This window comes from Duganella radicis (assembly GCF_009720825.1).
Taxonomy (GTDB): Bacteria; Pseudomonadota; Gammaproteobacteria; order Burkholderiales; family Burkholderiaceae_D; genus Rugamonas; species Rugamonas radicis.
Map to the genome: position 1 here is coordinate 45,884 of NZ_WNKY01000005.1, position 22,509 is coordinate 68,392.

Below are 22,509 nucleotides of genomic sequence, written 5' to 3' on the forward strand. Positions count from 1 at the left end.
TTAATGAGACAGTACTTGGTGATAAACGGCGACGGTACGGCGTGCCGCTTCATCCCAGGTCAGCTCCAGCGCGCGGCGCTTGCCGGCGGCGATGCAGCGCGCGCGCGCCGCGTCGTCGCGCGCCAGCGTGGTCATGGCCGCGGTGATGTCACCCACCGACAACGGATCGAATTCGACCGCCGCGCCGTTGGCCACTTCAGGCAGCGAGGTGGTGTTGGAACAGGCCACCGGCACGCCGGCGGCAAAGGCTTCCACCAGCGGCAGGCCGAAACCTTCGTGCAGCGATGGGAAGATGAAGGCGCCGGCGCCAGCGTACAGATGGCGCAGGTGACGGTCGTCGGTCAGCTGGTCCAGCCACACCACGTTCTCGCCGCGCTGCTGCGCGGCCTTGATGCGGCTGACCAGTTCCTCGCTGCGCCAGCCCGGCTGTCCGACAATCACCAGCTGGCGCGCGGAGCGCAGCACCGGCGGCAAGGCCAGATAAGCTTCCAGCAGGCGCTCGACGTTCTTGCGCGGCTGGAGCGTGCCGACGAACAGGAAGTAGCCTTCGCGCACACCGTGCAGGCCGAGCGTGACGTCGCGCTCATCGGCCGAAGGCGGGTCGAACCAGTGCGCGGCCACACCGTGGTGGACCACGCTGATCCTGTTTTCATCGACGCCGAAGTACTCGACCAGTTCGCGGATCGAATAATGCGAGCCGGTGATCACATGCTGCGCCTTGCGCGCCGCCTTGGCCTGCAACCAGTTCTTCAGCTTGCGCATTTTGGGGCGGGTCCACTCGGGATGCGAAATCGGCAGCGCGTCGTGCAACGTGGCCACCACCGGGCAGTCCATGCGCACGATGCGATAATCGGTGGCGTGGAAGATGTCCAGCGGCTTGGCGTCCTTGCCCAGGGCCGCCTGGGTGCTCAGGTGCACCGACGATGGCAGGATCAAGTCGCCCAGCGTCGCCAGCGGAAAGGACAACGGCAGCGCGCGGCCCAGTTGCAGTTTGCGGGCGTCGCCGTGCGGCGCGAACGACAGCGGCAACACTTCCACGCCAGCCCGCGGCAGATGCGCCAGCAAGGCGCGGCTGTAAACGCCCAGGCCATCGAGGCGGCCGCCGGTCAGCACCGGTTCGGCCGTGGTCACGGACAGGCCGGTGCGCAAGGTGGCTTGCGTGTTCACGCCGAATACATCCAGCGCAGCGTGTCGGCCAGCGGCACCGTGTCCAGCGGGCCGCTGGCGGCCACCAGGCGGCGGTTGTCGCCCACCAGCCGTACCACTTCATTGGCGCGCACGAAGGCCGGATTGACGTGCACATTGATCTTGTAGCCGGCGATGTCGGCCATCATGTCCAGCGCCTCGCCCAGTGAATACGCGCTGCCCGAACAAATGTTGAAGGTGCCGCCGATGGCCGCCGGCGCGGCCAGCAGCTTGCGATAGCTGGCCGCGACCATGCGCACGTCGGAGAAATCGCGCCACACGTGCAGGTTGCCCAGTTCGATGTCGGCGGCTTTGCGGCGGAAGTGCGAAACGATTTTCGGCAGCAGGAAGTTTTCGTGCTGACCGACGCCGGTGTAGTTGAAGGGACGAACGATCATCAACGGCAGCTTGTCCTGCCACAGGCGCGCCATGTATTCCATCGACAGCTTGCTGACGGCGTAATCATTGGCCGGCGCGGCCGGCACTTCTTCATGGATCACGCCGACGTCGGTATTGCCGTAGATATTGGCGCTGGACGCCAGCAACACGGCCGACGGCTTGCGCGCCAGGCCGGCCAGCGCCTCCAGCAGATTGCGGGTGCCGACCACGTTGACGCGGTAGATTTGTTCGACGTCACCGTGCGCCACGAAAGCGATGGCCGCCAGGTGGGCCACCACGTCCGGCTGCACCTGCCGCACCACCTCGGCCAGGCCGGCGCGGTCCAGCAGGTCGACGGCGAACTGGCGCTCGCCCGGCGCCTGGCCCGGCGTGACGGTGCCATACACTTCATAGCCGGCGGCGGCCAGCGCCTGCTCGACATAGCGGCCGGTGAAGCCGGACAAACCGGTAATCAGGGCGCGTTTGCCCAAACCTTCAGCGGCCATGAGGACTCCTTAGAAAGAGAAGCCGGCTTTGTTGCGGCGCAGGTCAGCCTCCACCATCATCTGGCACAGCTCTTCCAGCGTGGTCGACGGCTTCCAGCCCAGTTCCTTCGTGGCTTTGGCCGGATCGCCGATCAGCAGTTCCACTTCCGCAGGACGGTAGAACTTCGGATTGACGCGCACCAGCACCTTGCCGGTTTTCTTGCAGGTGCCGATTTCATGGTCGGCCGAGCCGCTCCACTCCAGCGCCACGTCGACCGCCTTGAACGCCATCGAGACGAAGTCGCGCACGGTCTCGGTGCGGTTGGTGGCCAGCACGTAGGTGTCCGGATGGTCGGCTTGCAGGATGCGCCACATGCCTTCCACGTATTCCTTGGCAAAGCCCCAGTCGCGCTTGGCGTCCAGGTTGCCCAGTTCCAGCACGTCCAGCTTGCCGAGGTGGATCTTGGCGACCGAATCGGTGATCTTGCGGGTGACGAACTCGCGGCCGCGCAGCGGCGACTCGTGGTTGAACAGGATGCCGGAGGAGCCGAAGATGCCGTAGGACTCGCGGTAGTTCACGGTCATCCAGTGGGCGTACAGCTTGGCCACGCCATACGGGCTGCGCGGGTAGAACGGGGTGTCTTCCTTTTGCGGCACGGCTTGCACCTTGCCGAACATTTCCGAGGTCGACGCTTGGTAGAAGCGGATCTTCGGATTGACGATGCGGATGGCTTCCAGCAGATTGACCGGGCCGACGCCGGTGATTTCGGCCGTGGTGACCGGCTGCTCGAACGACACGCCGACAAAGCTCTGCGCCGCCAGGTTGTACACCTCGTCCGGCTGCACGGTTTGCATCAGACGGATGCTGGAGCTGAGATCGGTCAGGTCGTACTCGACCAGCTTGAGGTTCGGGTGGGACTGGATGCCCAGTTCCTCGATACGCCAGAAATTGACCGAGCTGGTGCGGCGATAAGTGCCGGTGACTTCATAACCTTTTTCCAGCAGCAATTCCGCCAGATAGGCACCGTCTTGACCGGTGATGCCCGTAACCAGAGCTTTTTTTGTTTTCTGCATGGTGCAATCCAAATCATGGGTAATCTTAGTAGCCCGACATTGTAACAGACCGCTACCTGCGCATTTCTAACGAAAATCCGCGTTTTACATCACTTACATCTTGTTACAGGGGAAATAAAAAAGCCGGTCACCGCCCGTGGGCGGCAACCGGCCTGATAAAACCAGTTTAAGCCTTGTTGCGCTGGGCGACGGCGTCCACCACGCACAGGGCGGTCATGTTGACGATGCGGCGCACGGTGGCCGACGGCGTCAGGATGTGCACCGGCTTGGCGCAGCCCAGCAGGATAGGACCGACCGCGATGCCGTTGCCGGCCGCCGTCTTCACCAGGTTGTAGGCGATGTTGGCCGACTCGATGTTCGGCATCACCAGCAGGTTGGCGTCGCCGGTCAGGGTCGAGCCCGGCATGATCTGGTTGCGCAGCTTGGAGTCCAGCGCGGTGTCGCCGTGCATCTCGCCATCCACTTCCAGCGACGGATCGCGCTGCTTGACCAGTTCCAGCGCCGCGCGCATTTTCTGCGCCGAGGCGTTGTTGTTCGAGCCGAAGTTGGAGTGCGACAGCAGCGCGGCGCGCGGCGACAGGCCGAAGCGGCGCATTTCATCCGCCGCCATGACGGTGATGGCGGCCAGTTCGTTGGCATCCGGATTCTCGTTGACGTGGGTGTCCACCATCACCAGCTGGCGCTGCGGCAGCACCAGCACGTTCATGGCGGCGTACACGCAGGCGCCCTCGCGGCGGCCCAGCACCTGGTCGATGTAGTGCAGGTGCAGCTGGGTGGTGCCGAAGGTGCCGCAGATCATGCCGTCGGCGTCGCCCTTCTTGATCATCATGGCGCCGATCAGGGTGTGGCGGCGGCGCATTTCCAGCTTGGCGTACTCCTGCGTCACGCCCTTGCGGGCGGTCAGCTCGTAGTAATCCTGCCAGTAGTCGCGGTAGCGCTCGTCGTGATCCGGGTTGATGACGTCGAAGTCCACGCCCTGCTTCAGGCGCAGGCCGAATTTGGTGATGCGCGACTCCAGCACGGCCGGACGGCCCACCAGGATAGGACGCGCCAGTTTTTCATCGCACACCACTTGCACCGCGCGCAGCACGCGCTCTTCCTCGCCTTCGGCGTAGACGATGCGCTTGACGTCCAGCGGCGCTTTCTTGGCCACCGCGAACAGCGGCTTCATGAAGGTGCCCGAGCGGTAGACGAACTGTTGCAGGCTTTCCTCGTAGGCTTGCAAGTCCTTGATCGGACGGGTGGCGACGCCGGAATCCTCGGCCGCCTTGGCCACGGCCGGAGCGATCTTGGTCAGCAGGCGCGGATCGAACGGCATCGGGATCAGGTATTCCGGGCCGAACGACAGGTTGGTGAAGCCGTAGGTGGTGGCGACGATGTCCGACTGCTCGGCGTGCGCCAGTTCGGCGATCGCGTGCACCACGGCGATTTCCATCTCGCGCGTGATGGTGGTGGCGCCGCAGTCCAGCGCGCCGCGGAAGATGTACGGGAAGCACAGCACGTTGTTGACCTGGTTCGGATAGTCCGAACGGCCGGTGCAGATGACGGCGTCGCCGCGCACGGCGCGCACGTCTTCCGGCAGGATTTCCGGATTCGGGTTGGCCAGCGCCAGGATCAGCGGATTCGGCGCCATGGCCTTGACCATGTCCTGCTTCAGCACGCCGCCGGCCGAGACGCCGAGGAAGATGTCGGCGTCCGGAATCACTTCGGCCAGGGTGCGGGCCGAGGTTTCGCGGGCGAAGCGTTCCTTGTCCGGGTCCATCAGCTCGGTGCGGCCCTTGTAGACCACGCCGGCCAGGTCGGTCACGTAGATGTTTTCCAGCGGGAAGCCGAGGTCGACGATCAGGTCCAGGCAGGCCAGCGCGGCGGCGCCGGCGCCGGACACCACCAGCTTGCACTTCTTGATGTCCTTGCCGACCAGCGAGATGCCGTTCAGGATGGCCGCGCCAACGATGATGGCGGTGCCGTGCTGGTCGTCGTGGAACACCGGAATCTTCATGCGCTCGCGCAGCTTGCGCTCGATGGTGAAGCATTCCGGCGCCTTGATGTCTTCCAGGTTGATGCCGCCGAAGGTCGGTTCCAGCGCGGCGATCACTTCCACCAGCTTGTCCGGGTCCGATTCATTGATTTCGATGTCGAACACATCGATGCCGGCGAACTTCTTGAACAGCACGCCCTTGCCTTCCATCACCGGCTTGGCGGCCAGCGGGCCGATGTTGCCCAGGCCCAGCACGGCGGTGCCGTTGGTGATCACCGCCACCAGGTTGCCGCGGGCGGTGTATTTATAGGCGTTGGCCGGGTCGATGACGATTTCTTCGCAGGGCGCCGCGACACCCGGGGAGTAGGCCAGCGCCAGGTCGCGCTGGTTGGTCAGTTGCTTGGTGGGCGTAACGCTGATCTTGCCTGGTGTCGGAAACTCGTGGTATTCCAGCGCCGAAGCGCGCAGTTGTTGACGAATTGCTTCTTTTTTCTCAGGTGACGAATCCATGCTTTACTGCCTTCCCATATTTGTGCGATCGAAGGCCTATGATTTTATCAGACCAATTCTTTCATTTAAGTAGGTATTTTCACCAAGTGGCATGGCGGTTTGGGCCATTTTTCCTGAACATCGCGGACGTTAGCCGAATTTTTGCCACAATAAACCATGGATAGGCTCAACATAATCAATTTTCACGAATCATTATGTTTGGCTATCAATCGATGAAATTTGATTGATATTGCAAATATTTCACCATGCGAAGCGTGCCTGTCCGTAATTCGACTAAGCTGAAGCCATCAACCGTTCATCAGGAGAATTCCATGTCCGCCTTGATTGTGTCCAAACGCCTTCCCGAACCGGCCGGTGCCTCGCCGCAGGGCGCCGCCTGGCAACAATTGCTGCGCTGGCAGGAAAATGCCCGGCAACTGGCGTTTGTCTACAGCCGTTCGCTCGGCGGACTGATCCACACCGGCCAGGGCAAGCTGGACCAGCTGACGCTGGACGCGGCCACCATCGAGGCCGGCGCCAGCAAGCTGTACATCGTGCTGGCCGGGGCCTCGTACGAAGCCGGGCCGCAGCTGTTCTTCACGCCCAATCTGCTGAGCCGCTTCCACGTCAACGGGGTGGCGGTGCGGCTGGCCAACCATGACTGGCTGTTCCTGTCCGATGAAAGCCTGCCCGCGCTGGGCGTGGAGCAACTGGTCAAGCGGCTACAATAGCGCATGCTCTCCGAATTTGACCTCATCAAGGAATACTTCCAGCGTCCCCGGCATGCCGCCGCCCCCCCGGTGGCGCTCGGCATCGGCGACGATTGCGCCCTGCTGGCGCCCACGCCCGGCATGCAGACCGCCATTTCCTCCGACATGCTGGTGGAAGGCCGCCATTTCTTTGCCGGCGCCGATGCCCTGAAGCTGGGCCACAAGTCGCTGGCGGTCAACCTGTCCGACCTGGCGGCCATGGGCGCGCGCCCGGTCGGCTTCACGCTGGCGCTGGCCCTGCCCGCCGCCGAGCGCGACTGGCTGCAAGGCTTTTCGCAGGGCCTGTTCGCGCTGGCCGACGCCTTCAATATCGAACTGATCGGCGGCGACACCACCAGGGGCCCGCTCAACATCTGCATCACCGTGTTTGGCGAAGTGGCGCCGGGCCGCGCCCTGCGCCGCGGCGCCGCCCTGGCCGGCGACGATATCTGGATTTCCGGCACGCTGGGCGACGCCCGCCTGGCGCTGGCCGATCTGCGCGGCGAGTTGGCGCAGCCGCTGGACGCGGCCAGCCAGCGCAGCGCCGCCGCGCGCCTGCACACGCCGGTGCCGCGCGTGGAGCTGGGCATGCTGCTGGCCGGGCAAGGCATCGCCCATGCGGCCATCGATATTTCGGATGGCCTGATCGGCGACCTCGGCCACATTCTGAAGCTGTCGCACGTGGGCGCCACGCTGGACGTCGATGCGTTGCCGGCCGGCGACATCCTGGCCACGCGCGACACCGCCCTGCGGCGCGCCTACAGCGCCGCCGGCGGCGACGATTACGAACTGTGCTTCACCGCGCCGGCCTCGGCGCGCGAGGCCGTCCTCGCGCTAGCGGGCAGCGTGGCCACGCCGGTCACGCGGGTCGGCCGCATCGAGGCGCAGGCGGGCCTGCGGCTGGTGGACGCCGGCGGCGCGCCGCTCGAGCTCCAGCTGGCCGGCTTCGATCACTTCACGTCCTGAAGCGCGGGGAGCGCCGTCACATCCTCGCCCGGCTCGCCGGCGCGCCTGCCGCTGCCTTGCATCAGCCAGTAGTGATGGAAGGCCAGGCGGATGTTGTCGCGCAGCTGGGTGTCGTCCCACGGCTTGGTGTAGAAGCGGTAGATGGCGCCGCGGTTGATGGAGTCGAGCACCGCCTCCAGCCCGGTGTAGCCGGACAGGATGATGCGTATGGTCTCCGGATACATTTCCTTGACCTTGCTGAGGAACTCGGTGCCGCTCATCACCGGCATGCGCTGGTCGCACATCACCACCTGCACCGCGTGCATGGCCAGCAGTTCAAACGCCTCGGTGGGCGTGGCGGCGGTCAGGATCTGGTAGCCGTCGCGCCGGAACAGGCGGTGCAGCGAGGCCAGCACATTCACATCGTCATCGACGATCAACAGCGTCCGGGCCGGTTCGCCGCGCGTGTCGGGCGCGGGCGGCACACTGTGGCCAGCCTGCACCATGCGGCCCAGCTCCTCCGGCGGCAGGGGCGGGCTGAAGAAATAGCCCTGGATCTCGTCGCAGCGGCTGCGCCTTAAATATTCAAGCTGCGCCCGCGTCTCCACCCCTTCCGCGATCACTTGCAGCTTGAGGCTGTGCGCCATGTTGATGATGGCCAGCGCGATGGCCGCGTCGTTGGGGTTGGTGGTGATCTCGCGCACGAAGGCGATGTCGATCTTCAGCTTGTCGATCGGGAAGCGCTGCAAGTAGGCCAGCGAGGAATAGCCGGTGCCGAAGTCGTCAATCGCCGCCTTGACGCCGATGGCCTTCAGGTTTTTCAGCACGGTGATGGTGCGCTCGGCATTGGACATCAGCGCGGTCTCGGTCAGCTCCAGTTCCAGCAGCTCGGCCGGCGCCTGGTGGCGCGCCAGCGCCTCGCGCACCACCTGCTCCAGATCGCCCTCGACGAACTGGCGGCTGGCAACGTTGACCGCCACCCGCACTGGCCCGGTGCCGTCGGCCAGCCAGGCGGCGATCTGCCGGCAGGCGGTATCGATGATCCAGTTGCCGACGCGCACCACCAGGCCGGTGTCCTCCAGCACCGGCACGAACTCGGCCGGATACACCAGCCCGAAGCCCGGCCGCTGCCAGCGCAGCAGCGACTCGACGCCGGCGATGGCGCCGGTGTGCAGATTGACCTTGGGCTGGTAGTGCAGCAGCAGTTCGCGGTTGTCGAAGGCGCGCCGCAGCGCCAGCTCCATGTCCAGCCGCGCCAGCACTTGCACATTCATGCCGGCGGTGAAGAAACGGTAGCCATCGCGCCCGGCCTGCTTGGCGCGCGACATGGCGGCGTCGGCATACTTGACCAGGGTTTCCGGATCGGTGGCGTCGTCCGGATACATGGCGATGCCGATGCTGGCGCTGAGCGCGGCCTGCTGGCCGTCCAGCTCGAACGGCTGGCGCAGCGCCTCGCGCACTTCGTTGGCGGCGTTGACGGCGTCCTGCTGGTCGCGGCCCATGGTGAGGATCAGCGCGAACTCGTCGCCGCCGAGGCGGCCGGCGGTGTCGCGGATGCGCACGCACTGCACCAGGCGGTTGCTGAACTGGCGCAGCAAATCGTCGCCGCGCCCGGTGCCGAGCGAGTCGTTGATGCCCTTGAAGCGGTCCAGGCCGATGAACAGCACGGCGATGCGCCAGGCCTTGTCCTGCGCCAGCGCGATGGTGTCGCCCAGGGTCTTGAAGAACAGCGTGCGGTTGGGCAGGCCGGTCAGGCTGTCGTAGTGGGCCATGCGCTGCAGCAGCTCCTCGGCCTGGCGGCGCTCGCTGATGTCGCGCGCCACGCCCAGCAGCACCGACGGCTGGCCGGGCCGCTGCAACAGCTGCCAGTACAGCTCGACCGGCACGGCGATCAGGTCGCGCCGCATCAGCTCCACCTCGGCCAGCTCGGGCGAGCGCGCCGGGCCGACGGCGGCGGCGTAATCGGCCAGCCGCTCGGCCTGCTTGCGCAAGGCGTCCGGCGCGCCGAGGCCGATGCGGCTGGCGTTCGGCCCCAGCATCTCGGCGCGCGGATAGGCCAGCATGCGGCAGGCGCCGTCGTTGACGTCGACCAGTTCGGCGCTGGCGGTATCGAGCAGGAAGATGGCGTCGGCGGTGGCGTCCATGGCGCTGCGGAAGCGCTGCAATTCGGCGGTGCGCTCGCGCACGGTCTGTTCGAGCCGGGCGTTGTAGCTGCGCTCGCGCGCGTGCAGCAGGCGCATCTCCAGCATGTTACGGATGCGCATCAGGGTCTCGACGGGATCGAAGGGCTTGCTGATGAAGTCGCGCGCGCCGGTCTCGAAGGCGCGCATCTTGTGGTCGGGCTGGGCCGTGACCACCAGCACCGGCAGCCAGCCATCCGGCTCCAGCGGCTTGAGCGCCTCCATCACCTCGAAGCCGCTCATGCCCGGCATTTGCAGGTCGAGGATGATGAGATCGTAGCGGTGTTCGGCGTGCCAGCCGGCCACCACGCGCGGATCGGTGGTGGAGCTGACCGCCTTGTAGCCGGTGGAGTTGAGCAGGTACTCCAGCAATTCCACGTTCACCGGCTGATCGTCGACGATCAGGATGCGGGCATGCGAAATGTCATTCTGACCGATCATGGCGCCTCCGGTGGCAACGTGCTCGACAGTAGATTAACAGTCCCGACAAATGGTGGCGCACGAATGGGTATTTTTGCAACAGGTTGCCACTATAACAAATTTCAGTGCGCCACTGGCATCGATTGCGAAGTGCATGGTACAGTGACATCACGCCCTATAGCACGACTCAGAGAAGGAGCAGCCATGAGCAACAGCGACACCATCCTCGATCTCGCCGCGCAAGTCGGCAAAGCGTTACAAGACAAAGGGCTGCTACTGGCCACCGCCGAATCCTGCACCGGCGGCGGGGTGGCCCAGGCCATCACGGAAATCGCCGGTTCGACCGGCTGGTTCGATTGCGGCTTCATCACCTACTCGAACGCCTCCAAGACCGAGATGCTGGACGTGTCGGCCGCGCTGATCGCGCAGATGGGCAGCGTGTCGGAGGAAGTGGCGGGCGCCATGGCGACTGGCGCGCTGGGCTCCAGCAACGCGCACGTCGCGGTCTCGACCACCGGCATCGCCGGTCCGACCGGCGCGGTGCCGGGCAAGCCGGTGGGCACGGTGTGCTTCGGCTGGGCCAATGCCGACACCGTCCACACCGAGCGCCTGGTGTTTGCCGGCGACCGCCGCGCGGTGCGCGAGCAGACCGTGATCCACGCCCTGCAAGGGCTGCTACGCTTCATTAACTAGGCGGTTGCCTTCGTGCGGCAAAACAATTACTCTCGACGCATTCACATGCGTTTCGGGAGTGGTTGATGCAAAACACGGTACATTTTATTCTCCAGGGTAAAGGCGGCATCGGCAAGACGCTGGTCTCGACCATCCTTGCGCAATGGATCGCCAGCAAGGACGTGGCCGAAGGCCAGCAGCCGCTGCGCTGCTACGACACCGACCAGGAGAATGCGACCTTCTCGCGCTACAAGGCGATGAACGTCAAGCATGTGCCGGTGATGACCGACAGCCGCACCATCGACAACAAGCGTTTCGACGCGCTGATGATCGACATCCTGGAGGAAGACGGCAACTGCGTGATCGACAACGGCGCCAACACCTTCTCGCCGCTGATGGGCTACCTGATCGAGAACGATTGCTTCGCGCTGTTGCAGGATTCCGGCCGCAAGGTCTACATCCACACCATCGTCGGCGGCGGCGACACGCTGCACGACACCGCCATGGGCTTCGTCTCCACCGCCAAGGCCACCAACGTGCCGCTGGTGCTGTGGGAGAACGAACACTTCGGGCTGCTGCAATCGGCGGCCGGCAAGCAATTCATCGAATCGCAGACCTATGCCGACCATGCCGCGCGCGTGATCGGGCGGGTGGTGCTGTCGGCGCGCAACGCCGACACCTTTGGCGCCGACATCAAGAAAATGAACACCGCGCGCCTGACGGCGGCCGAGGTGCGCGAGAGCGACAAATTCAACGTGATGGAAAAGCAGCGCATCAAGGTCGTGTTCCGCGACCTGTTCGAGCAACTCGACAACGTGCGGTGGTAAGCGGCCATGGATCAGCAAAAGCTGCGCGCGCTGGTATTTGAAAAGACCGGCGTCAAGATCGACGTCGACGACCCGGTGTTCGCGCTGGTGGCCCTGAACGAAGCGGTGCTGGAGGAAGCGGTGCAGCGCCACGTCGCCTTGATCGACGCCGCCTCGCTGGAGCTGGCGCAGCAGGCGCGGCTGGCCGGCGGCCTGCCGCCGGTGCACGAAGGCCACAGCCAGGGCCACCCGCCCGGCTACGTGCCGACGCCCGCCGCCGGCCCGGTGCGCCCGATCGCCACCCAATCGGCGCCGGTCACGCCGCGCGAGCTGCGGCTGCTGGGCGCGGCGGCGTGCATCGCCATCGCGACCGCGCTGATCGTGCTGGGCGGCCAGGCCGCCTTCCACCAATCCGGCCTCAGCGCCGAGCAAGCCCAGGCGCTGCAAAAAGCCGAGCGCATCGAACGCGCCCTGCAACAACTCGATCCCAAGTTGCGCGCCCAACTGCCCGCCGACCTGCAAAAATAATCCGGGGTCAGGTCCTCCATTTCTACACGAGCACAACCGTAGGCGTAGCTACGGTTGTGCTCGTGTAGAAATGGAGGACCTGACCCCGGAGTTTGTGCTAACATATGAACACCTATTCATTTGTTAGCAATCATGAGCTGCCAACACGATTATTCCCATTGCGATCCGCAGATCGCGCAGCTGGCCGACCTGTTCCATCTGCTCGGCGATCCGACCCGGCTGCGCATCGTGCTGGCCTGCATGCCCAAGCCGATTGCCGTCAGCGAGATCGCCGCTACACTGGAATTGAGCGGCTCGCTGGTGAGCCACCACCTGCGCCTGCTGCGCGCCGCCCGCATCGTCAAGTCCGAGCGCCAGGGCAAGCAGGTTTTCTACTCCGCCGCCGACGCCCATATCAGCGGCGTACTCAACGATATGCTGGAACATATCGCCGAACCTTCCACCGGGACCGAAGCATGAGCAAGCACCACGATCACCACCACCATGATCACGACCACGATCATCACCACGGACACGATCATGGTCACAGCCATGCCCACGGCCATCACCACCATCACGGCGATCCCAACACCATGGGCCGCGCCTTCGCCATCGCCATCGTGCTCAACACGGCTTTCGTGGCGATCGAGTTCTTCTACGGTTTCCTGGCCAACTCCACCGCGCTGATGGCCGACGCCGGCCACAATCTGTCCGACGTGCTGGGCCTGATGCTGGCCTGGGGCGCCGCCATCCTGGCCAGACGCGCGCCCAACCACCGCTATACCTACGGCCTGCGCAGCACTTCCATGCTGGCCGCGCTGTTCAACGCCATGCTGCTGATGGCGGCCTGCGGCGGCATCGCCTTTGAGGCCGTGCAGCAGCTGCTGCATCCCGATCCGGTGGCCGGCCTGACGGTGTCGGTGGTGGCCGGTATCGGCATTCTGGTGAATGGCTTCTCGGCCTGGCTGTTCATGGCCGGCAGCAAGGACGACATCAATATCCGCGGCGCCTACCTGCACATGGCGGCCGACGCCGCCATCTCGCTGGGCGTGCTGGTGGCCGGCGTGATCGTGCGCTACACCGCGTGGAACTGGCTGGACCCGCTGGTCAGCATGATCATCGTGGCCTTCATCGTGAGCAGCACCTGGTCGCTGCTCACGCAATCGCTGCGCATGATGATGGCCGCCGTGCCGGACAATGTGGACCGCGCCGAGATCGAGCGATTCCTGCGCAATCAGCCGGGCGTGGCCAAGGTGTGCGACCTGCACATCTGGGCCATGAGCACCACCGAGAACGCGCTGACCGCGCAACTGGTGACGCCGGCCGGCTACCCGGGCGACAGCGCCATCGACGCCATCAGCAAGGAGTTGCGCGAGGCATTCTCGATCCAGCACTGCACCCTGCAAGTGCGCACCGGCGCCAGCGAGCAGGAATGCTGTTTAAAGCCGGCAGCGCACGCGCACTAATCGGCCAGATTGGCGTACAGGGCGGTACTCAGGTAGCGCTCGCCATACGACGGGATCACGGTGACGATGAGCTTGTTGGCGCTCTCCGGCCGCCGCGCCACTTGCAGCGCGGCCCACAGCGCGGCGCCGGAGGAGATCCCCACCAGCAGCCCCTCCTCGCTGGCCGCGCGGCGCGCGGTGGCAAACGCGTCCTCGTTCGACACGCAGACGATCTCGTCGTAGACCTGGGTGTTCAGCACGGCCGGCACGAAGCCCGCGCCTATGCCCTGGATCGGGTGCGGACCCTTGGTGCCTTTCGACAGAATCGGCGACGCCTCCGGTTCCACCGCCACCACCCGGAAGTCCGGCTTGCGCGCCTTGATCACCTCGCCCACGCCGGTGATGGTGCCGCCGGTGCCGATGCCGGACACCAGGATGTCGACGCGGCCGTCGGTGTCGTTCCAGATCTCCTCGGCCGTGGTGCGGCGGTGCACCTCCGGATTGGCGGGGTTGTTGAATTGCTGCGGCATCAGATAGCGCGGGTCGGACGCGGCCAGCTGGTCGGCGCGGCGGATCGCGCCCAGCATACCCTCGCCCCCGGGCGTGAGGATCAGCTCGGCGCCGTAGGCGCGCAGCAGCATGCGCCGTTCGCGGCTCATGGTGTCCGGCATCACCAGCGTGCAGCGGTAGCCGCGCGCCGCGCACACCATGGCCAGCGCGATGCCGGTGTTGCCGCTGGTGGGTTCAAGGATGATGGTGTCGGGACCGATCTGCCCGGCGGCCTCGGCCGCCTCGATCATGGACAGGCCGATGCGGTCTTTCACGCTGTGGCCGGGGTTGTAGTACTCCAGCTTGACCAGGATCTGGGCGGTGCCGCCCTGGGTCAGCCGGTTCAGCCGCACCAGCGGGGTGTGGCCGATCAGTTCGGTAACGTCGTTGGCAATTTTCATACAGAACCTCCGAGGTGGGACGGAGGTTCCAGTCTACGCCTTTATTTGACGTCCACCAGCTCGACGTCGAAGATCAGGGCGGAATTCGGCGGAATGTTGCTGCCCGGGGTAGAACGCGAACCGTAGGCCAGCTCGGCCGGGATGATCAGGGTGCGCTTGCCGCCCACCTTCATGCCCTTGATGCCCTGGTCCCAGCCCTTGATCACGCGGCCGGCGCCCAGCACGAAGTCCAGCGGCTCGCCGCGCGGGATGGAGGAATCGAACAGCTTGCCGTGCATATTCTTGGCCAGCGGGCGGTACAGCCAGCCCGAATAGTGCATGAACACGGTGGCGCCCACGGTGGCTTCCTTGCCGGTGCCGATCTTGGTGTCGGTGATGATCAGCTGTTCGGCGGACGGACCGGGCGTGGCCGAGCCGACCACCACCGGTTCCGCGGCTGGGGCAGCCGGTGCGACTTCGGGTTGCGGCGCTTGCGCGCGGGCGACGGCGGCGGCCAACAGCATGGCGGCGAAAACGGAACTACGCTTCATGTGGTTTCTTTCGATGAGTTCTGTAGACAGCTCGGAATGATAGCAAACTAGCCGGCGTCCGGGGACGTTGCCGGCAGTGCGCCATCGGCCAGCTTGCGCAGCGCGTGGCCGGCGCACACCATGCCGAAGGTGGCGGTGACCACCATGGCCGAGCCAAAGCCGGCGCAGTTCAGGCCGGTGACGCCGCCGCGGTCGTCGCCATCGACCGTGCAGACCTCGCCGGTTTCGGGGAACTTCAGCGGCTCGGTGGAGAACACGGCGTCGATGTGGAACTTGGTTTTCTCGCCGCGCGGGAAGCCGTACTGGGCGCGCATGATCTTGCGCACTTTTTTCAGCAGCGGTTCCTGCTCGGTCCTGGCCAGGTCGCGCACCGAGATTTGCGCGGCGTCGGTCTTGCCGCCGGCGCTGCCGATGGTGATCACCGGCAGATCGTGCCGGCGCGCCCAGGCCAGCATGGCGGCCTTGGCTTTGACGGCATCGGTGGCGTCGATCAGGTAATCGTATTTGCCGATGCCGATCATCTGTTCGATATTGTCCGGATCGACGAATTCCTCGATCTGGTGGACCTTGCAGAACGGGTTGATCTGGGCGATGCGCTCGGCCAGCGCGGTGATCTTGGCCATGCCGACGGTGCTGCTGAGGGCCTGGATCTGGCGGTTGATATTCGACTCGGCCACGTTGTCGAGGTCGATCAGGGTCAGCTGGCCGATGGCGCTGCGCGCCAGCGCTTCCACGATCCACGAGCCGACGCCGCCGACGCCGACCACGCAGATGTGGGCGGTGCGGAAACGCGCCAGCGCGTGCGCGCCATACAGGCGCGCGATACCGCCAAAGCGGCGCTCAAAGTCGACATCGTCGAAGTCAGGGGGTGAGATGCTGTTCATCCCGTCATTTTAACGGACTGCGGCCAAATCAATGTTAATATCATTTTTGATAACATTCATTTGAAAAGGTCTGCCATGCGCCGTCTATGCCTGCTGTTGCTTGTGTGCTGCGCCACCGCCACAGCCGCGCCGGATCAGCAAGAGCAAGAAATGGCGCTCAGCCTGAGCAACGATCTGGCACGCTCGTTCGTGCTGGCGCCGGAGTTGGCGCTGGACGCCGGGCTGCGCGCCGCCGCCGAACAAATCAGCGCCGCCCACCTGGCCCGCGGCAAGGCTCTGATCAGCGGCTGGATCGCCGAGGAGCGCCAGCTGCGCGCGGCCGCCGGCCAGTCAACCGAAGGCCGCTACCTCTACTTCGCGGTCTGGGCCCGCGTGCTGAATGAACTGGCGCTGTGGCAGCTGGAGCCCGGCGACGCCGCTTACGAAAGCGCGACGCTGGCGGCACTGCGCGGCTCGCCGCAACTTTGCAAGCTGGGCGGCGACAGCCGCTTTGGCGATTACGCCGCCCGCATCGTCCGCATCCAGCAATTGCCGGCGGCGCAGCGGGCCGCCATGCTGGCCAGCGAACGCGCGCTGCTGGCGCACTGGGGCCAGCAGCGTCCGGCGCCCGCCGCCTGGCCAGCGCCGTTGCCGCAAGACGCCGCACTGGCGCTGCTCAAGTCAGGCCAGGCACGGCCGGCGTTGCCGCCCACCCTGGCGGTGCAACTGTTAAGCGAGAAGCAAAGCTATGCCGCCATGGGACGCGAAGACCAATGCCTGCTGCAACTGTGGTGGTTCAATCATCAGCTGCAACAGGGCGTGGCGCCGGCGACCGCCTTGAATGCCTTCCGCTACGGCACGCTGATCCATGCCAGCGATCGCTTCGTCGGCATGTTCGAACCGCTGGCCGCCACCCAGCCGACGCCGGGCCGGCAGACCTATCCCGGCCTCGCCACCCGCTTCCAGGCCGAGGGCGCCACTGTCCTGCAATTCCAGCGCGATGGCGACGGCAAGCCGCAACAGGTCAGCGTCATCGGCCGCAAGGTGGAAGTGCCCGGCATCCGCGGCGTGCGGCCGGTGGCGTTTGAAAACGTGTTCGATGCGCAGGCCATCAAATACCTGACGGACAACAAACCGCCGAGCGGCACACCGCTCAAGCTACAACTGGTGTGGAAACTGGAAGGAGCACAGCCATGACGTCCCCGATACGCAAACTCTTGCCGGCGCTGTGCTTGTGCGCCGCCGGCTTGGCAGGCGCGGCCGAGGATGCGCCCATCACCACCCAATCCATGCAGGCATTCTGGTGGGGCGACTTTGCCACGCTGGAGCAACAAAACGCCGTGCTGCGCCAGCCCGGTCATATCGGCAAGGACGGCGTGGTGGAGGTCGAATGGTTCCGCATCGGCGTGGGCAAGGTCATCAACGCCAGCAGCAGCGAGGCGTATCTGCAAGAGCTGGAAAAGCTGACGCTGCAATGGACCCGTGAACATCCGACATCGGCGCTGGCCCACATCCTGTACGCGCGGGTGCTGGTGGCGCATGGCTGGGCGTATCGTGGCGGCGGCTACGCCAAGGACGTGCCGCCGCAAGCCTGGCAGGATTTCGAGGACTATCTGCACCGGGCCGCCCAGCACCTGCTGGACCATGCCGAGGTGGCGCTGAGCGACAGCGAGGGCCACAACGTCCTGCTCGGCATCGCCAAGACCATGGACTGGGAAGACCAGCATATCTGGAACATCATCAACGACGGCTTAAAGCGCAATCCGGACGACGTCACCCTCTACTTCACCGCCCTGAGCAGCCTGCTGCCGAAATGGGGCGGCGACGCCCGGCGGCTGGACAACTTCATCCGCAAGGCGACCGAGCAGACCAAGGCGCAATTCGGCACCGGCATGTATGCGCGCCTGTACTCGGCGGCGGCGGACGAAGACTACGGCCACACGCTGTTCCAGGACAGCAAGGCCGACTGGCCGACCTTCAAGCGCAGCTACGAAGACATGCTGGCGCGCTACCCCAGCGCGGGCCGGCGCAACCGCTATGCCTATATGGCTTGCCTGGCCAAGGACAAAGCCACGCTGCTGGCGCAGCTTCAACTGCTGGGCGATCAGGTCGCACCCGACTCCTGGGGCCCGAACGCGCAACGCAGCCTGGAAAGCTGCCAGCGCTGGGCGCAGCAAGGATAAGCTGCGATGGCGCGTGGCCTGCTACTCGCGCTGTGCCGCCACAGCCAGCAGCACAGTTACCGCTGATCACCGGGAGTTCGGATGAATTGCGGCGGCTCCGGAAATACCGGCATCCCATCAGGTCCGAGCTTGACGGGTGCGGACTGTGGTTCGTCCGTGCGAGCAGGAATGGATTTTGGAATAGACGATGCCAGTGCGAAAAGCTGCGTTTTCCTCTTTTCCAACACCACGTTCGCATCCAGCCACAACTCATAACTACGCCGACTCTCAACCCAGCTGATGAAAGAGACCGCCTTGCCACCCGGCGCTTGCAGCACGTCCAACCGGGCAGGCAAGCCATTCACACGCTCGGGCTCATCTTCTGGCTTGCGATAGACATGCGTACCGTCGGCCGACATATCGTCTTCAAACAGGGTGAGGATATGGCCGTCGGGCATTTTAAAGCTGCGGTACAAGCGCGACCTTACCCCCGATACAGTTTCGGCAACCGTCGCTACACTGGGGAAGGAGTTAAAAGGCGTCGCGGCCAAATCAACCGGACGGAAATCCAGGCTCGACAAGACCACGGCCGCCGGCAACAGGCCGAGACCGATATCGTATCGCGCCAGGTTAGCCTCGCAGACCGTTTCATACCCAACACGCTGCACCTCGGCATCCCGACGTGCATTAAACGCCGCAAATTCGCTGGTTCCCGGAGGCGGTCCAAGCCCGCACCTTACAGTTTGGAACTCCTCCTGCGATGACAGCGCTGCATACATGCACGCCGCGACTGCCACAAAGCCAAACGACACCAAGCGAATTGTTCGCATCACAGCCACCCGCTGATCAATTTTACAAGCTTTTTATTGCAAACATTATAATCGGACGACGACGAGGCTACATAGCTATTCGCAGAGTGCAAGTTCTATGGAATGATCCAGATACGTTCAGTCAGGGAAAGCTATGAAACATCTCATTAAGCCGCTGCTGATCTTAGTCCCAATATTGCTGGCTGCTTGTTCGCCACCGAAAGACTCTAGAGTGCTGAAGGTAACGGTGAAGGCAGATACATTTATCGTCAACAGCCAAACTTATTTAAGTTCCAAGGATTTAACAGCTGCTCTAAGGAAGATGCCCCATCCTGACGCAATCGCTGTTATCCAAGAGCATGGCATTTCTCCAGAACGCCATGATGAAGCAATGTCGGCGATCCAAAGTGCTGACCTCAAAGTGCCAATCGGCTTTGTTGGAAACGAAGTCTTTTACTAAGTGAGAGGTGCGCCTTTATACAGGTACGGCTTCAACGGCGACTTGTGAACGGAATTCTTCAGGTACGGCGTTAGTCGTGAGCACGTCCACTGGCACGCCTAACAACTCAAGCAATTCGTGGCGGATGGCGCCGATGTCGAACAGTGTGGTTTCCGGCGTCGGTTCGACCAAGAGGTCGAGGTCGCTGCCCTCTTCGTCTTCGCCGCGCGCGGTCGAGCCGAACACGCGCACGTTCCTGGCCCGGTGCGATTCCACGATCTTCCGGATGGCGTGACGATGCAGGCGCAGGGCTTCCGAGGGCTTCACTAAAGTCTCCCTTGTGCGATTTACTCTAGAATACTCCTGTTACCAAGCCAAAGCCCTCACGCCATGAGCAATTCTTTGTATGACACCGCCCCGGATTTCAGCCAGCCGATCGCTGTGCTGAAGCATTGCCACGACCGCATCCGCAAGCAGCTGACCACCCTGCAAAACCTGTTGGCGCACCTGCCCAAGCATGGCGCCGATGCCGACGCCCAAAGGGCCGCGCAGGCGGTGCTGAAATACTTTAATAACGCCGCCCATCTGCACCATGAGGACGAGGAGCAAAACCTGCTGCCCATGCTGCACGCCACCGCGCGCGACGCCGACGCCGCCCTGCTGGCCGAGCTGACGCCCGGCATTCTGGCCGGTCACCAGCAAATGGATAGAGACTGGTCTATAATCAAATCGCAACTTGAGCAGATTGCCAATGGCGCCGGTTCCGCCCTCTCGGCCAGCGATGTCGCCCGTTTCTGCGACACTTACGCGGCCCACATGGTGGTGGAGGAATCGCATATCGCGCCCATGGCCAAGCGCCTCTTCAGCGCCGAGCAAATGGCGCAACTGGGCAGCGCGATGCAGGTGCGGCGCGGGATCACCCCCGACCTGCCAGTCAGCCAGGTGCCCGAACAACAGGCCGCGCCGGTCCACAACACGGTGGCCGACGGCGTGGTGCTGGCTGACCTGCGCCTTGACTACGGCCGCGCCAGCCTGACGGAACACGATGTGCTGGACGATCCGATCGCCCAGTTCGGCAAGTGGTTTGAGGAAGCCCTGCACGCCAAGGTCAATGAACCGAACGCGATGAGCGTGGCCACCGTCGATGCCGACGGCAAGCCCAGTTCGCGCATTGTCCTGATCAAGCAATACGACCAGCGTGGCTTCACCTGGTACACCAATTACGAGAGCCTTAAAGGCCGGCAACTGCGCGCCAACCCGCACGCCGCGTTGCTATTCTTTTGGAGTGAACTTGAACGCCAGGTGCGGATCGAAGGCAAGGTGGTGCAAACCGCCGCCGAGGAAAGCGACACCTATTTTTACAGCCGGCCGGTGAAGAGCCAGATCGCCGCGATCGCTTCGCGGCAGAGCGCGCCCATCGCCAACCGGGAACAGATGGAAGCCAATTACGAGGCGGCGGCCGCGCTCAGCGGCGAGCATCCGGTGCGGCCGGCACATTGGGGCGGTTATCGCCTCGACCCGGAACGCATCGAGTTCTGGCAGGGCCGCCGCTCGCGCTTCCATGACCGGATTGTGTATGTCAAGCAAGCAGATGGCAACTGGTTAAAGGAGCGTTTGCAGCCGTAAGCATGGCGCCTCCTTTTTATTGAGGAGGTTATCTTGTTCGTAAAGAATCAACTCAGCAACTGGATCGACGGCATGCGCGCGCAGCTCACGCTGCCGCTGCGCATCGAATTGTGGAACGGCCAGCAGGTCGACCTGTCCAGCGAGGCGCCGCGCGTCACCATCAGGCTGCCCAATGTGGCGTCGGCGCGCTACCTGCTGACACCGTCGCTGTCCAACCTCGGCGCCGCCTACGTGGAGGGCGCCATCGAGGTCAAGGGCAAGGCGCGCGACATGATTGCCGTGGTCAACGCGCTGGCGCGCACCTCGCTCAAGGCCGAGGGCAAGTTCGCGCGGCTGGCGCGCAGCTTCCACCACAGCAAGCAGAAGGACGCCGAGGCGATCCGCTATCACTACGACGTCTCCAACGAGTTCTACCAGCAGTTCCTCGATCCGCACATGGTGTATTCCTGCGCCTATTTTGAAAACGGCGACGAGGACCTGGCCAGCGCGCAGCTCAAGAAGATCGACCACATCCTGCGCAAGATCGCGCTGCAACCCGGCCAGACCCTGCTCGACATCGGCTGCGGCTGGGGCGCGCTGGTGATCCGCGCGGCGCAGCGCTACAACGCGCGCTGCGTCGGCGTCACGCTGTCGGAAAATCAGTACGCGCTGGCGCGGCAGCGCGTGCGCGAGGCCGGGCTGGAACACCTGATCGAGATCCGCCTGCAAGACTACCGCGACGTGCGCGGCCAGTTCGACCGCATCACCAGCGTCGGCATGTTCGAGCACGTGGGCCTGCGCCACTTGCCGGAGTATTTCACCGCCATCCACAACCTGCTGGCGCCCGACGGCGTGGTGATGAACCACGGCATCACCACCACCGATCCCGACAACGGCGAGACGCCCTACGGCGGCGGCGAGTTCATTGAAAAATATGTGTTCCCGCACGGCGAGCTGGCCCACATCGGCCATGTGCTGCGCGCCATGCAGCAGGGCGCGCTGGAGGTGAGCGACGTGGAAAACCTGCGCCGCCACTACGCCCGCACCTGCGCCATCTGGACCGACAATTTCGAGGCGCACGGCGACCAGGTGCGCGCGCTGGCCGGCGACAAGCGCTACCGCATCTGGCACGTGTATCTGGCCGGCTGCGCCTACGCGTTTGAACAGGACTGGATCAGCCTGTACCAGATCGTCGGCCGCAAGGCGGGCCAGCGTTCGGCCGCGCTGCCGTGGTCACGCCAGCATATGTACCCGGCCGCTACCTGAGGCGGTTGGCGTAGGTCTTGCGGAATTTTTCCAGCTTGGGCGCCACCACAAAGGCGCAATAGCCTTGCAGGGGATGCTGGCGGAAGTAGTCCTGGTGGTAGTCCTCGGCCTTGTAGAACACCCCGGCCGGGGCCAGTTCCGTCACGATGGGGGCGTCCCACACATGCGCCATTTCCGCCACTACCTGGCGCGCCATGGCCTCCTGCTGCGGCGACTGGTAGAAGATCACGGAACGGTACTGGGTGCCGACGTCGTTGCCCTGGCGGTTGAGAGTGGTCGGGTCGTGGATGGTGAAGAAGATTTCCAGCAAATCGCGGTAGCTGATCACGGCCGGATCGAATGCCAGCCTGACCACTTCCGCGTGGCCGGTCTCGCCGGCGCACACTTGTTCATAGGTGGGGTGCTCGACGTGGCCGCCGGCATAGCCGGATTCGACCGACGTCACGCCTTTGACTTCCATGTACACCGCCTCGGTGCACCAGAAGCAGCCGCCGCCCAGTATCGCCGTTTCCGTCATGACGCACTCCTCCTTTCGGACCATGGTGTCACTGTAACGCAAACGTGGGCAATTC

General features: G+C 64.4%; 23 protein-coding genes. 12 read left to right on the plus strand and 11 right to left on the minus strand.

Going from position 1 to position 22,509, the window contains the following annotated elements; genetic code table 11:
• The 4 genes from GM676_RS07415 to GM676_RS07430 all read right to left on the minus strand — a co-directional run bounded on the left by GM676_RS07415 (position 1) and on the right by GM676_RS07430 (position 5,610).
• Positions 1 to 1,167 (minus strand): glycosyltransferase family 4 protein, encoded by a 1,167-nt coding sequence (locus GM676_RS07415; protein ID WP_371866145.1) that lies wholly within the window; start codon positions 1,165 to 1,167, stop codon positions 1 to 3.
• Positions 1,164 to 2,069: a GDP-mannose 4,6-dehydratase gene (locus tag GM676_RS07420; protein WP_155462833.1), complete on the minus strand. Its 906-nt coding sequence runs from the start codon at positions 2,067 to 2,069 to the stop codon at positions 1,164 to 1,166. Before GM676_RS07420 ends, GM676_RS07415 begins: the two co-directional genes overlap by 4 nt.
• Before the next feature lie 9 nt (positions 2,070 to 2,078).
• Positions 2,079 to 3,122: a GDP-mannose 4,6-dehydratase gene (gene gmd, locus GM676_RS07425; RefSeq protein ID WP_155462835.1), complete on the minus strand. Its 1,044-nt coding sequence runs from the start codon at positions 3,120 to 3,122 to the stop codon at positions 2,079 to 2,081.
• Positions 3,123 to 3,288: 166 nt separating this feature from the next.
• Complete coding sequence (locus GM676_RS07430; RefSeq protein ID WP_155462837.1) at positions 3,289 to 5,610, minus strand: NADP-dependent malic enzyme; 2,322 nt, start codon at positions 5,608 to 5,610, stop codon at positions 3,289 to 3,291.
• Positions 5,611 to 5,921: 311 nt separating this feature from the next.
• Between GM676_RS07430 and GM676_RS07435 the strand changes: the two genes are divergently transcribed.
• Both GM676_RS07435 and thiL read left to right on the plus strand, forming a co-directional pair.
• Complete coding sequence (locus tag GM676_RS07435) at positions 5,922 to 6,320, plus strand: hypothetical protein (protein ID WP_155462839.1); 399 nt, start codon at positions 5,922 to 5,924, stop codon at positions 6,318 to 6,320.
• Between the two features lie 3 nt (positions 6,321 to 6,323).
• Positions 6,324 to 7,304, plus strand: a complete 981-nt coding sequence (gene thiL, locus GM676_RS07440; protein WP_155462841.1) for a thiamine-phosphate kinase — start codon at positions 6,324 to 6,326, stop codon at positions 7,302 to 7,304.
• Here thiL and GM676_RS07445 read toward each other — a convergent pair.
• Positions 7,289 to 9,904, minus strand: a complete 2,616-nt coding sequence (locus tag GM676_RS07445; protein ID WP_155462843.1) for an EAL domain-containing protein — start codon at positions 9,902 to 9,904, stop codon at positions 7,289 to 7,291. The two genes, thiL and GM676_RS07445, sit on opposite strands and share 16 nt — an antisense overlap.
• 183 nt (positions 9,905 to 10,087) lie before the next feature.
• Here GM676_RS07445 and GM676_RS07450 point away from each other — a divergent pair, with 183 nt between their 5' ends.
• The 5 genes from GM676_RS07450 to GM676_RS07470 all read left to right on the plus strand — a co-directional run bounded on the left by GM676_RS07450 (position 10,088) and on the right by GM676_RS07470 (position 13,334).
• Complete coding sequence (locus tag GM676_RS07450; RefSeq protein WP_155462845.1) at positions 10,088 to 10,576, plus strand: CinA family protein; 489 nt, start codon at positions 10,088 to 10,090, stop codon at positions 10,574 to 10,576.
• 65 nt (positions 10,577 to 10,641) lie between these two features.
• The gene (locus tag GM676_RS07455; RefSeq protein WP_155462847.1) at positions 10,642 to 11,382 is read left to right on the plus strand and encodes a P-loop NTPase family protein; all 741 of its coding nucleotides are present in this window, start codon (positions 10,642 to 10,644) and stop codon (positions 11,380 to 11,382) included.
• A gap of 6 nt (positions 11,383 to 11,388) precedes the next feature.
• A complete protein-coding gene (locus GM676_RS07460; protein ID WP_155462849.1) occupies positions 11,389 to 11,889 on the plus strand; it encodes a hypothetical protein in 501 nt (166 codons plus the stop codon).
• A gap of 132 nt (positions 11,890 to 12,021) precedes the next feature.
• On the plus strand, positions 12,022 to 12,348 hold the full coding sequence (locus GM676_RS07465) for an ArsR/SmtB family transcription factor (RefSeq protein WP_155462851.1): 327 nt from the start codon (positions 12,022 to 12,024) through the stop codon (positions 12,346 to 12,348).
• Positions 12,345 to 13,334, plus strand: coding sequence for a cation diffusion facilitator family transporter (locus GM676_RS07470; RefSeq protein ID WP_155462853.1), 990 nt, complete (start codon positions 12,345 to 12,347; stop codon positions 13,332 to 13,334). Before GM676_RS07465 ends, GM676_RS07470 begins: the two co-directional genes overlap by 4 nt.
• On the opposite strand, the gene cysK is transcribed toward GM676_RS07470, so the two are convergent.
• The 3 genes from cysK to GM676_RS07485 are packed head-to-tail and all read right to left on the minus strand — an operon-like array spanning position 13,331 to position 15,677.
• Positions 13,331 to 14,263: a cysteine synthase A gene (gene cysK / locus GM676_RS07475; RefSeq protein ID WP_155462855.1), complete on the minus strand. Its 933-nt coding sequence runs from the start codon at positions 14,261 to 14,263 to the stop codon at positions 13,331 to 13,333. The genes GM676_RS07470 and cysK overlap by 4 nt on opposite strands.
• A 41-nt stretch (positions 14,264 to 14,304) precedes the next feature.
• Positions 14,305 to 14,793: an FKBP-type peptidyl-prolyl cis-trans isomerase gene (locus GM676_RS07480; protein WP_229262576.1), complete on the minus strand. Its 489-nt coding sequence runs from the start codon at positions 14,791 to 14,793 to the stop codon at positions 14,305 to 14,307.
• A gap of 47 nt (positions 14,794 to 14,840) precedes the next feature.
• Positions 14,841 to 15,677, minus strand: a complete 837-nt coding sequence (locus tag GM676_RS07485) for a tRNA threonylcarbamoyladenosine dehydratase (RefSeq protein WP_155462857.1) — start codon at positions 15,675 to 15,677, stop codon at positions 14,841 to 14,843.
• 75 nt (positions 15,678 to 15,752) lie between these two features.
• Between GM676_RS07485 and GM676_RS07490 the strand changes: the two genes are divergently transcribed.
• The gene (locus GM676_RS07490) at positions 15,753 to 16,853 is read left to right on the plus strand and encodes a hypothetical protein (protein ID WP_155462859.1); all 1,101 of its coding nucleotides are present in this window, start codon (positions 15,753 to 15,755) and stop codon (positions 16,851 to 16,853) included.
• Positions 16,850 to 17,839: a DUF4034 domain-containing protein gene (locus tag GM676_RS07495; RefSeq protein WP_155462861.1), complete on the plus strand. Its 990-nt coding sequence runs from the start codon at positions 16,850 to 16,852 to the stop codon at positions 17,837 to 17,839. The genes GM676_RS07490 and GM676_RS07495 overlap by 4 nt, the downstream gene beginning before the upstream one ends.
• A 56-nt stretch (positions 17,840 to 17,895) precedes the next feature.
• Here GM676_RS07495 and GM676_RS07500 read toward each other — a convergent pair whose 3' ends face one another.
• On the minus strand, positions 17,896 to 18,597 hold the full coding sequence (locus GM676_RS07500) for a hypothetical protein (RefSeq protein ID WP_170304246.1): 702 nt from the start codon (positions 18,595 to 18,597) through the stop codon (positions 17,896 to 17,898).
• A 184-nt stretch (positions 18,598 to 18,781) separates the two neighbouring features.
• On the opposite strand from GM676_RS07500, the gene GM676_RS07505 reads away from it, so the two are divergent.
• Complete coding sequence (locus tag GM676_RS07505; protein ID WP_155462865.1) at positions 18,782 to 19,087, plus strand: hypothetical protein; 306 nt, start codon at positions 18,782 to 18,784, stop codon at positions 19,085 to 19,087.
• A gap of 15 nt (positions 19,088 to 19,102) precedes the next feature.
• Here GM676_RS07505 and GM676_RS07510 read toward each other — a convergent pair whose 3' ends face one another.
• Complete coding sequence (locus GM676_RS07510; protein ID WP_371866147.1) at positions 19,103 to 19,393, minus strand: nucleotidyltransferase family protein; 291 nt, start codon at positions 19,391 to 19,393, stop codon at positions 19,103 to 19,105.
• Between the two features lie 63 nt (positions 19,394 to 19,456).
• Here GM676_RS07510 and pdxH point away from each other — a divergent pair, with 63 nt between their 5' ends.
• Both pdxH and GM676_RS07520 read left to right on the plus strand, forming a co-directional pair.
• Positions 19,457 to 20,692, plus strand: coding sequence for a pyridoxamine 5'-phosphate oxidase (gene pdxH, locus GM676_RS07515; protein ID WP_155462867.1), 1,236 nt, complete (start codon positions 19,457 to 19,459; stop codon positions 20,690 to 20,692).
• Positions 20,693 to 20,725: 33 nt separating this feature from the next.
• A complete protein-coding gene (locus GM676_RS07520) occupies positions 20,726 to 21,937 on the plus strand; it encodes a class I SAM-dependent methyltransferase (protein ID WP_155462869.1) in 1,212 nt (403 codons plus the stop codon).
• On the opposite strand, the gene msrA is transcribed toward GM676_RS07520, so the two are convergent.
• The gene (msrA, locus tag GM676_RS07525) at positions 21,930 to 22,454 is read right to left on the minus strand and encodes a peptide-methionine (S)-S-oxide reductase MsrA (RefSeq protein ID WP_229262577.1); all 525 of its coding nucleotides are present in this window, start codon (positions 22,452 to 22,454) and stop codon (positions 21,930 to 21,932) included. The genes GM676_RS07520 and msrA overlap by 8 nt on opposite strands.
• Positions 22,455 to 22,509: the final 55 nt, after the last annotated feature.

Excerpts from the sequence above, each read along its gene's own strand:
- GM676_RS07420 (WP_155462833.1), bottom strand. The coding sequence starts at position 2,069 with ATGGCCGCTGAAGGTTTGGGCAAACGCGCCCTGATTACCGGTTTGTCC.
- gmd (WP_155462835.1), bottom strand. The coding sequence starts at position 3,122 with ATGCAGAAAACAAAAAAAGCTCTGGTTACGGGCATCACCGGTCAAGAC.
- GM676_RS07430 (WP_155462837.1), bottom strand. The coding sequence starts at position 5,610 with ATGGATTCGTCACCTGAGAAAAAAGAAGCAATTCGTCAACAACTGCGC.
- GM676_RS07435 (WP_155462839.1), top strand. The coding sequence starts at position 5,922 with ATGTCCGCCTTGATTGTGTCCAAACGCCTTCCCGAACCGGCCGGTGCC.
- thiL (WP_155462841.1), top strand. The coding sequence starts at position 6,324 with ATGCTCTCCGAATTTGACCTCATCAAGGAATACTTCCAGCGTCCCCGG.
- GM676_RS07445 (WP_155462843.1), bottom strand. The coding sequence starts at position 9,904 with ATGATCGGTCAGAATGACATTTCGCATGCCCGCATCCTGATCGTCGAC.
- GM676_RS07450 (WP_155462845.1), top strand. The coding sequence starts at position 10,088 with ATGAGCAACAGCGACACCATCCTCGATCTCGCCGCGCAAGTCGGCAAA.
- GM676_RS07455 (WP_155462847.1), top strand. The coding sequence starts at position 10,642 with ATGCAAAACACGGTACATTTTATTCTCCAGGGTAAAGGCGGCATCGGC.
- GM676_RS07460 (WP_155462849.1), top strand. The coding sequence starts at position 11,389 with ATGGATCAGCAAAAGCTGCGCGCGCTGGTATTTGAAAAGACCGGCGTC.
- GM676_RS07465 (WP_155462851.1), top strand. The coding sequence starts at position 12,022 with ATGAGCTGCCAACACGATTATTCCCATTGCGATCCGCAGATCGCGCAG.
- GM676_RS07470 (WP_155462853.1), top strand. The coding sequence starts at position 12,345 with ATGAGCAAGCACCACGATCACCACCACCATGATCACGACCACGATCAT.
- cysK (WP_155462855.1), bottom strand. The coding sequence starts at position 14,263 with ATGAAAATTGCCAACGACGTTACCGAACTGATCGGCCACACCCCGCTG.
- GM676_RS07480 (WP_229262576.1), bottom strand. The coding sequence starts at position 14,793 with ATGAAGCGTAGTTCCGTTTTCGCCGCCATGCTGTTGGCCGCCGCCGTC.
- GM676_RS07485 (WP_155462857.1), bottom strand. The coding sequence starts at position 15,677 with ATGAACAGCATCTCACCCCCTGACTTCGACGATGTCGACTTTGAGCGC.
- GM676_RS07490 (WP_155462859.1), top strand. The coding sequence starts at position 15,753 with ATGCGCCGTCTATGCCTGCTGTTGCTTGTGTGCTGCGCCACCGCCACA.
- GM676_RS07495 (WP_155462861.1), top strand. The coding sequence starts at position 16,850 with ATGACGTCCCCGATACGCAAACTCTTGCCGGCGCTGTGCTTGTGCGCC.
- GM676_RS07500 (WP_170304246.1), bottom strand. The coding sequence starts at position 18,597 with ATGTATGCAGCGCTGTCATCGCAGGAGGAGTTCCAAACTGTAAGGTGC.
- GM676_RS07505 (WP_155462865.1), top strand. The coding sequence starts at position 18,782 with ATGAAACATCTCATTAAGCCGCTGCTGATCTTAGTCCCAATATTGCTG.
- pdxH (WP_155462867.1), top strand. The coding sequence starts at position 19,457 with ATGAGCAATTCTTTGTATGACACCGCCCCGGATTTCAGCCAGCCGATC.
- msrA (WP_229262577.1), bottom strand. The coding sequence starts at position 22,454 with ATGACGGAAACGGCGATACTGGGCGGCGGCTGCTTCTGGTGCACCGAG.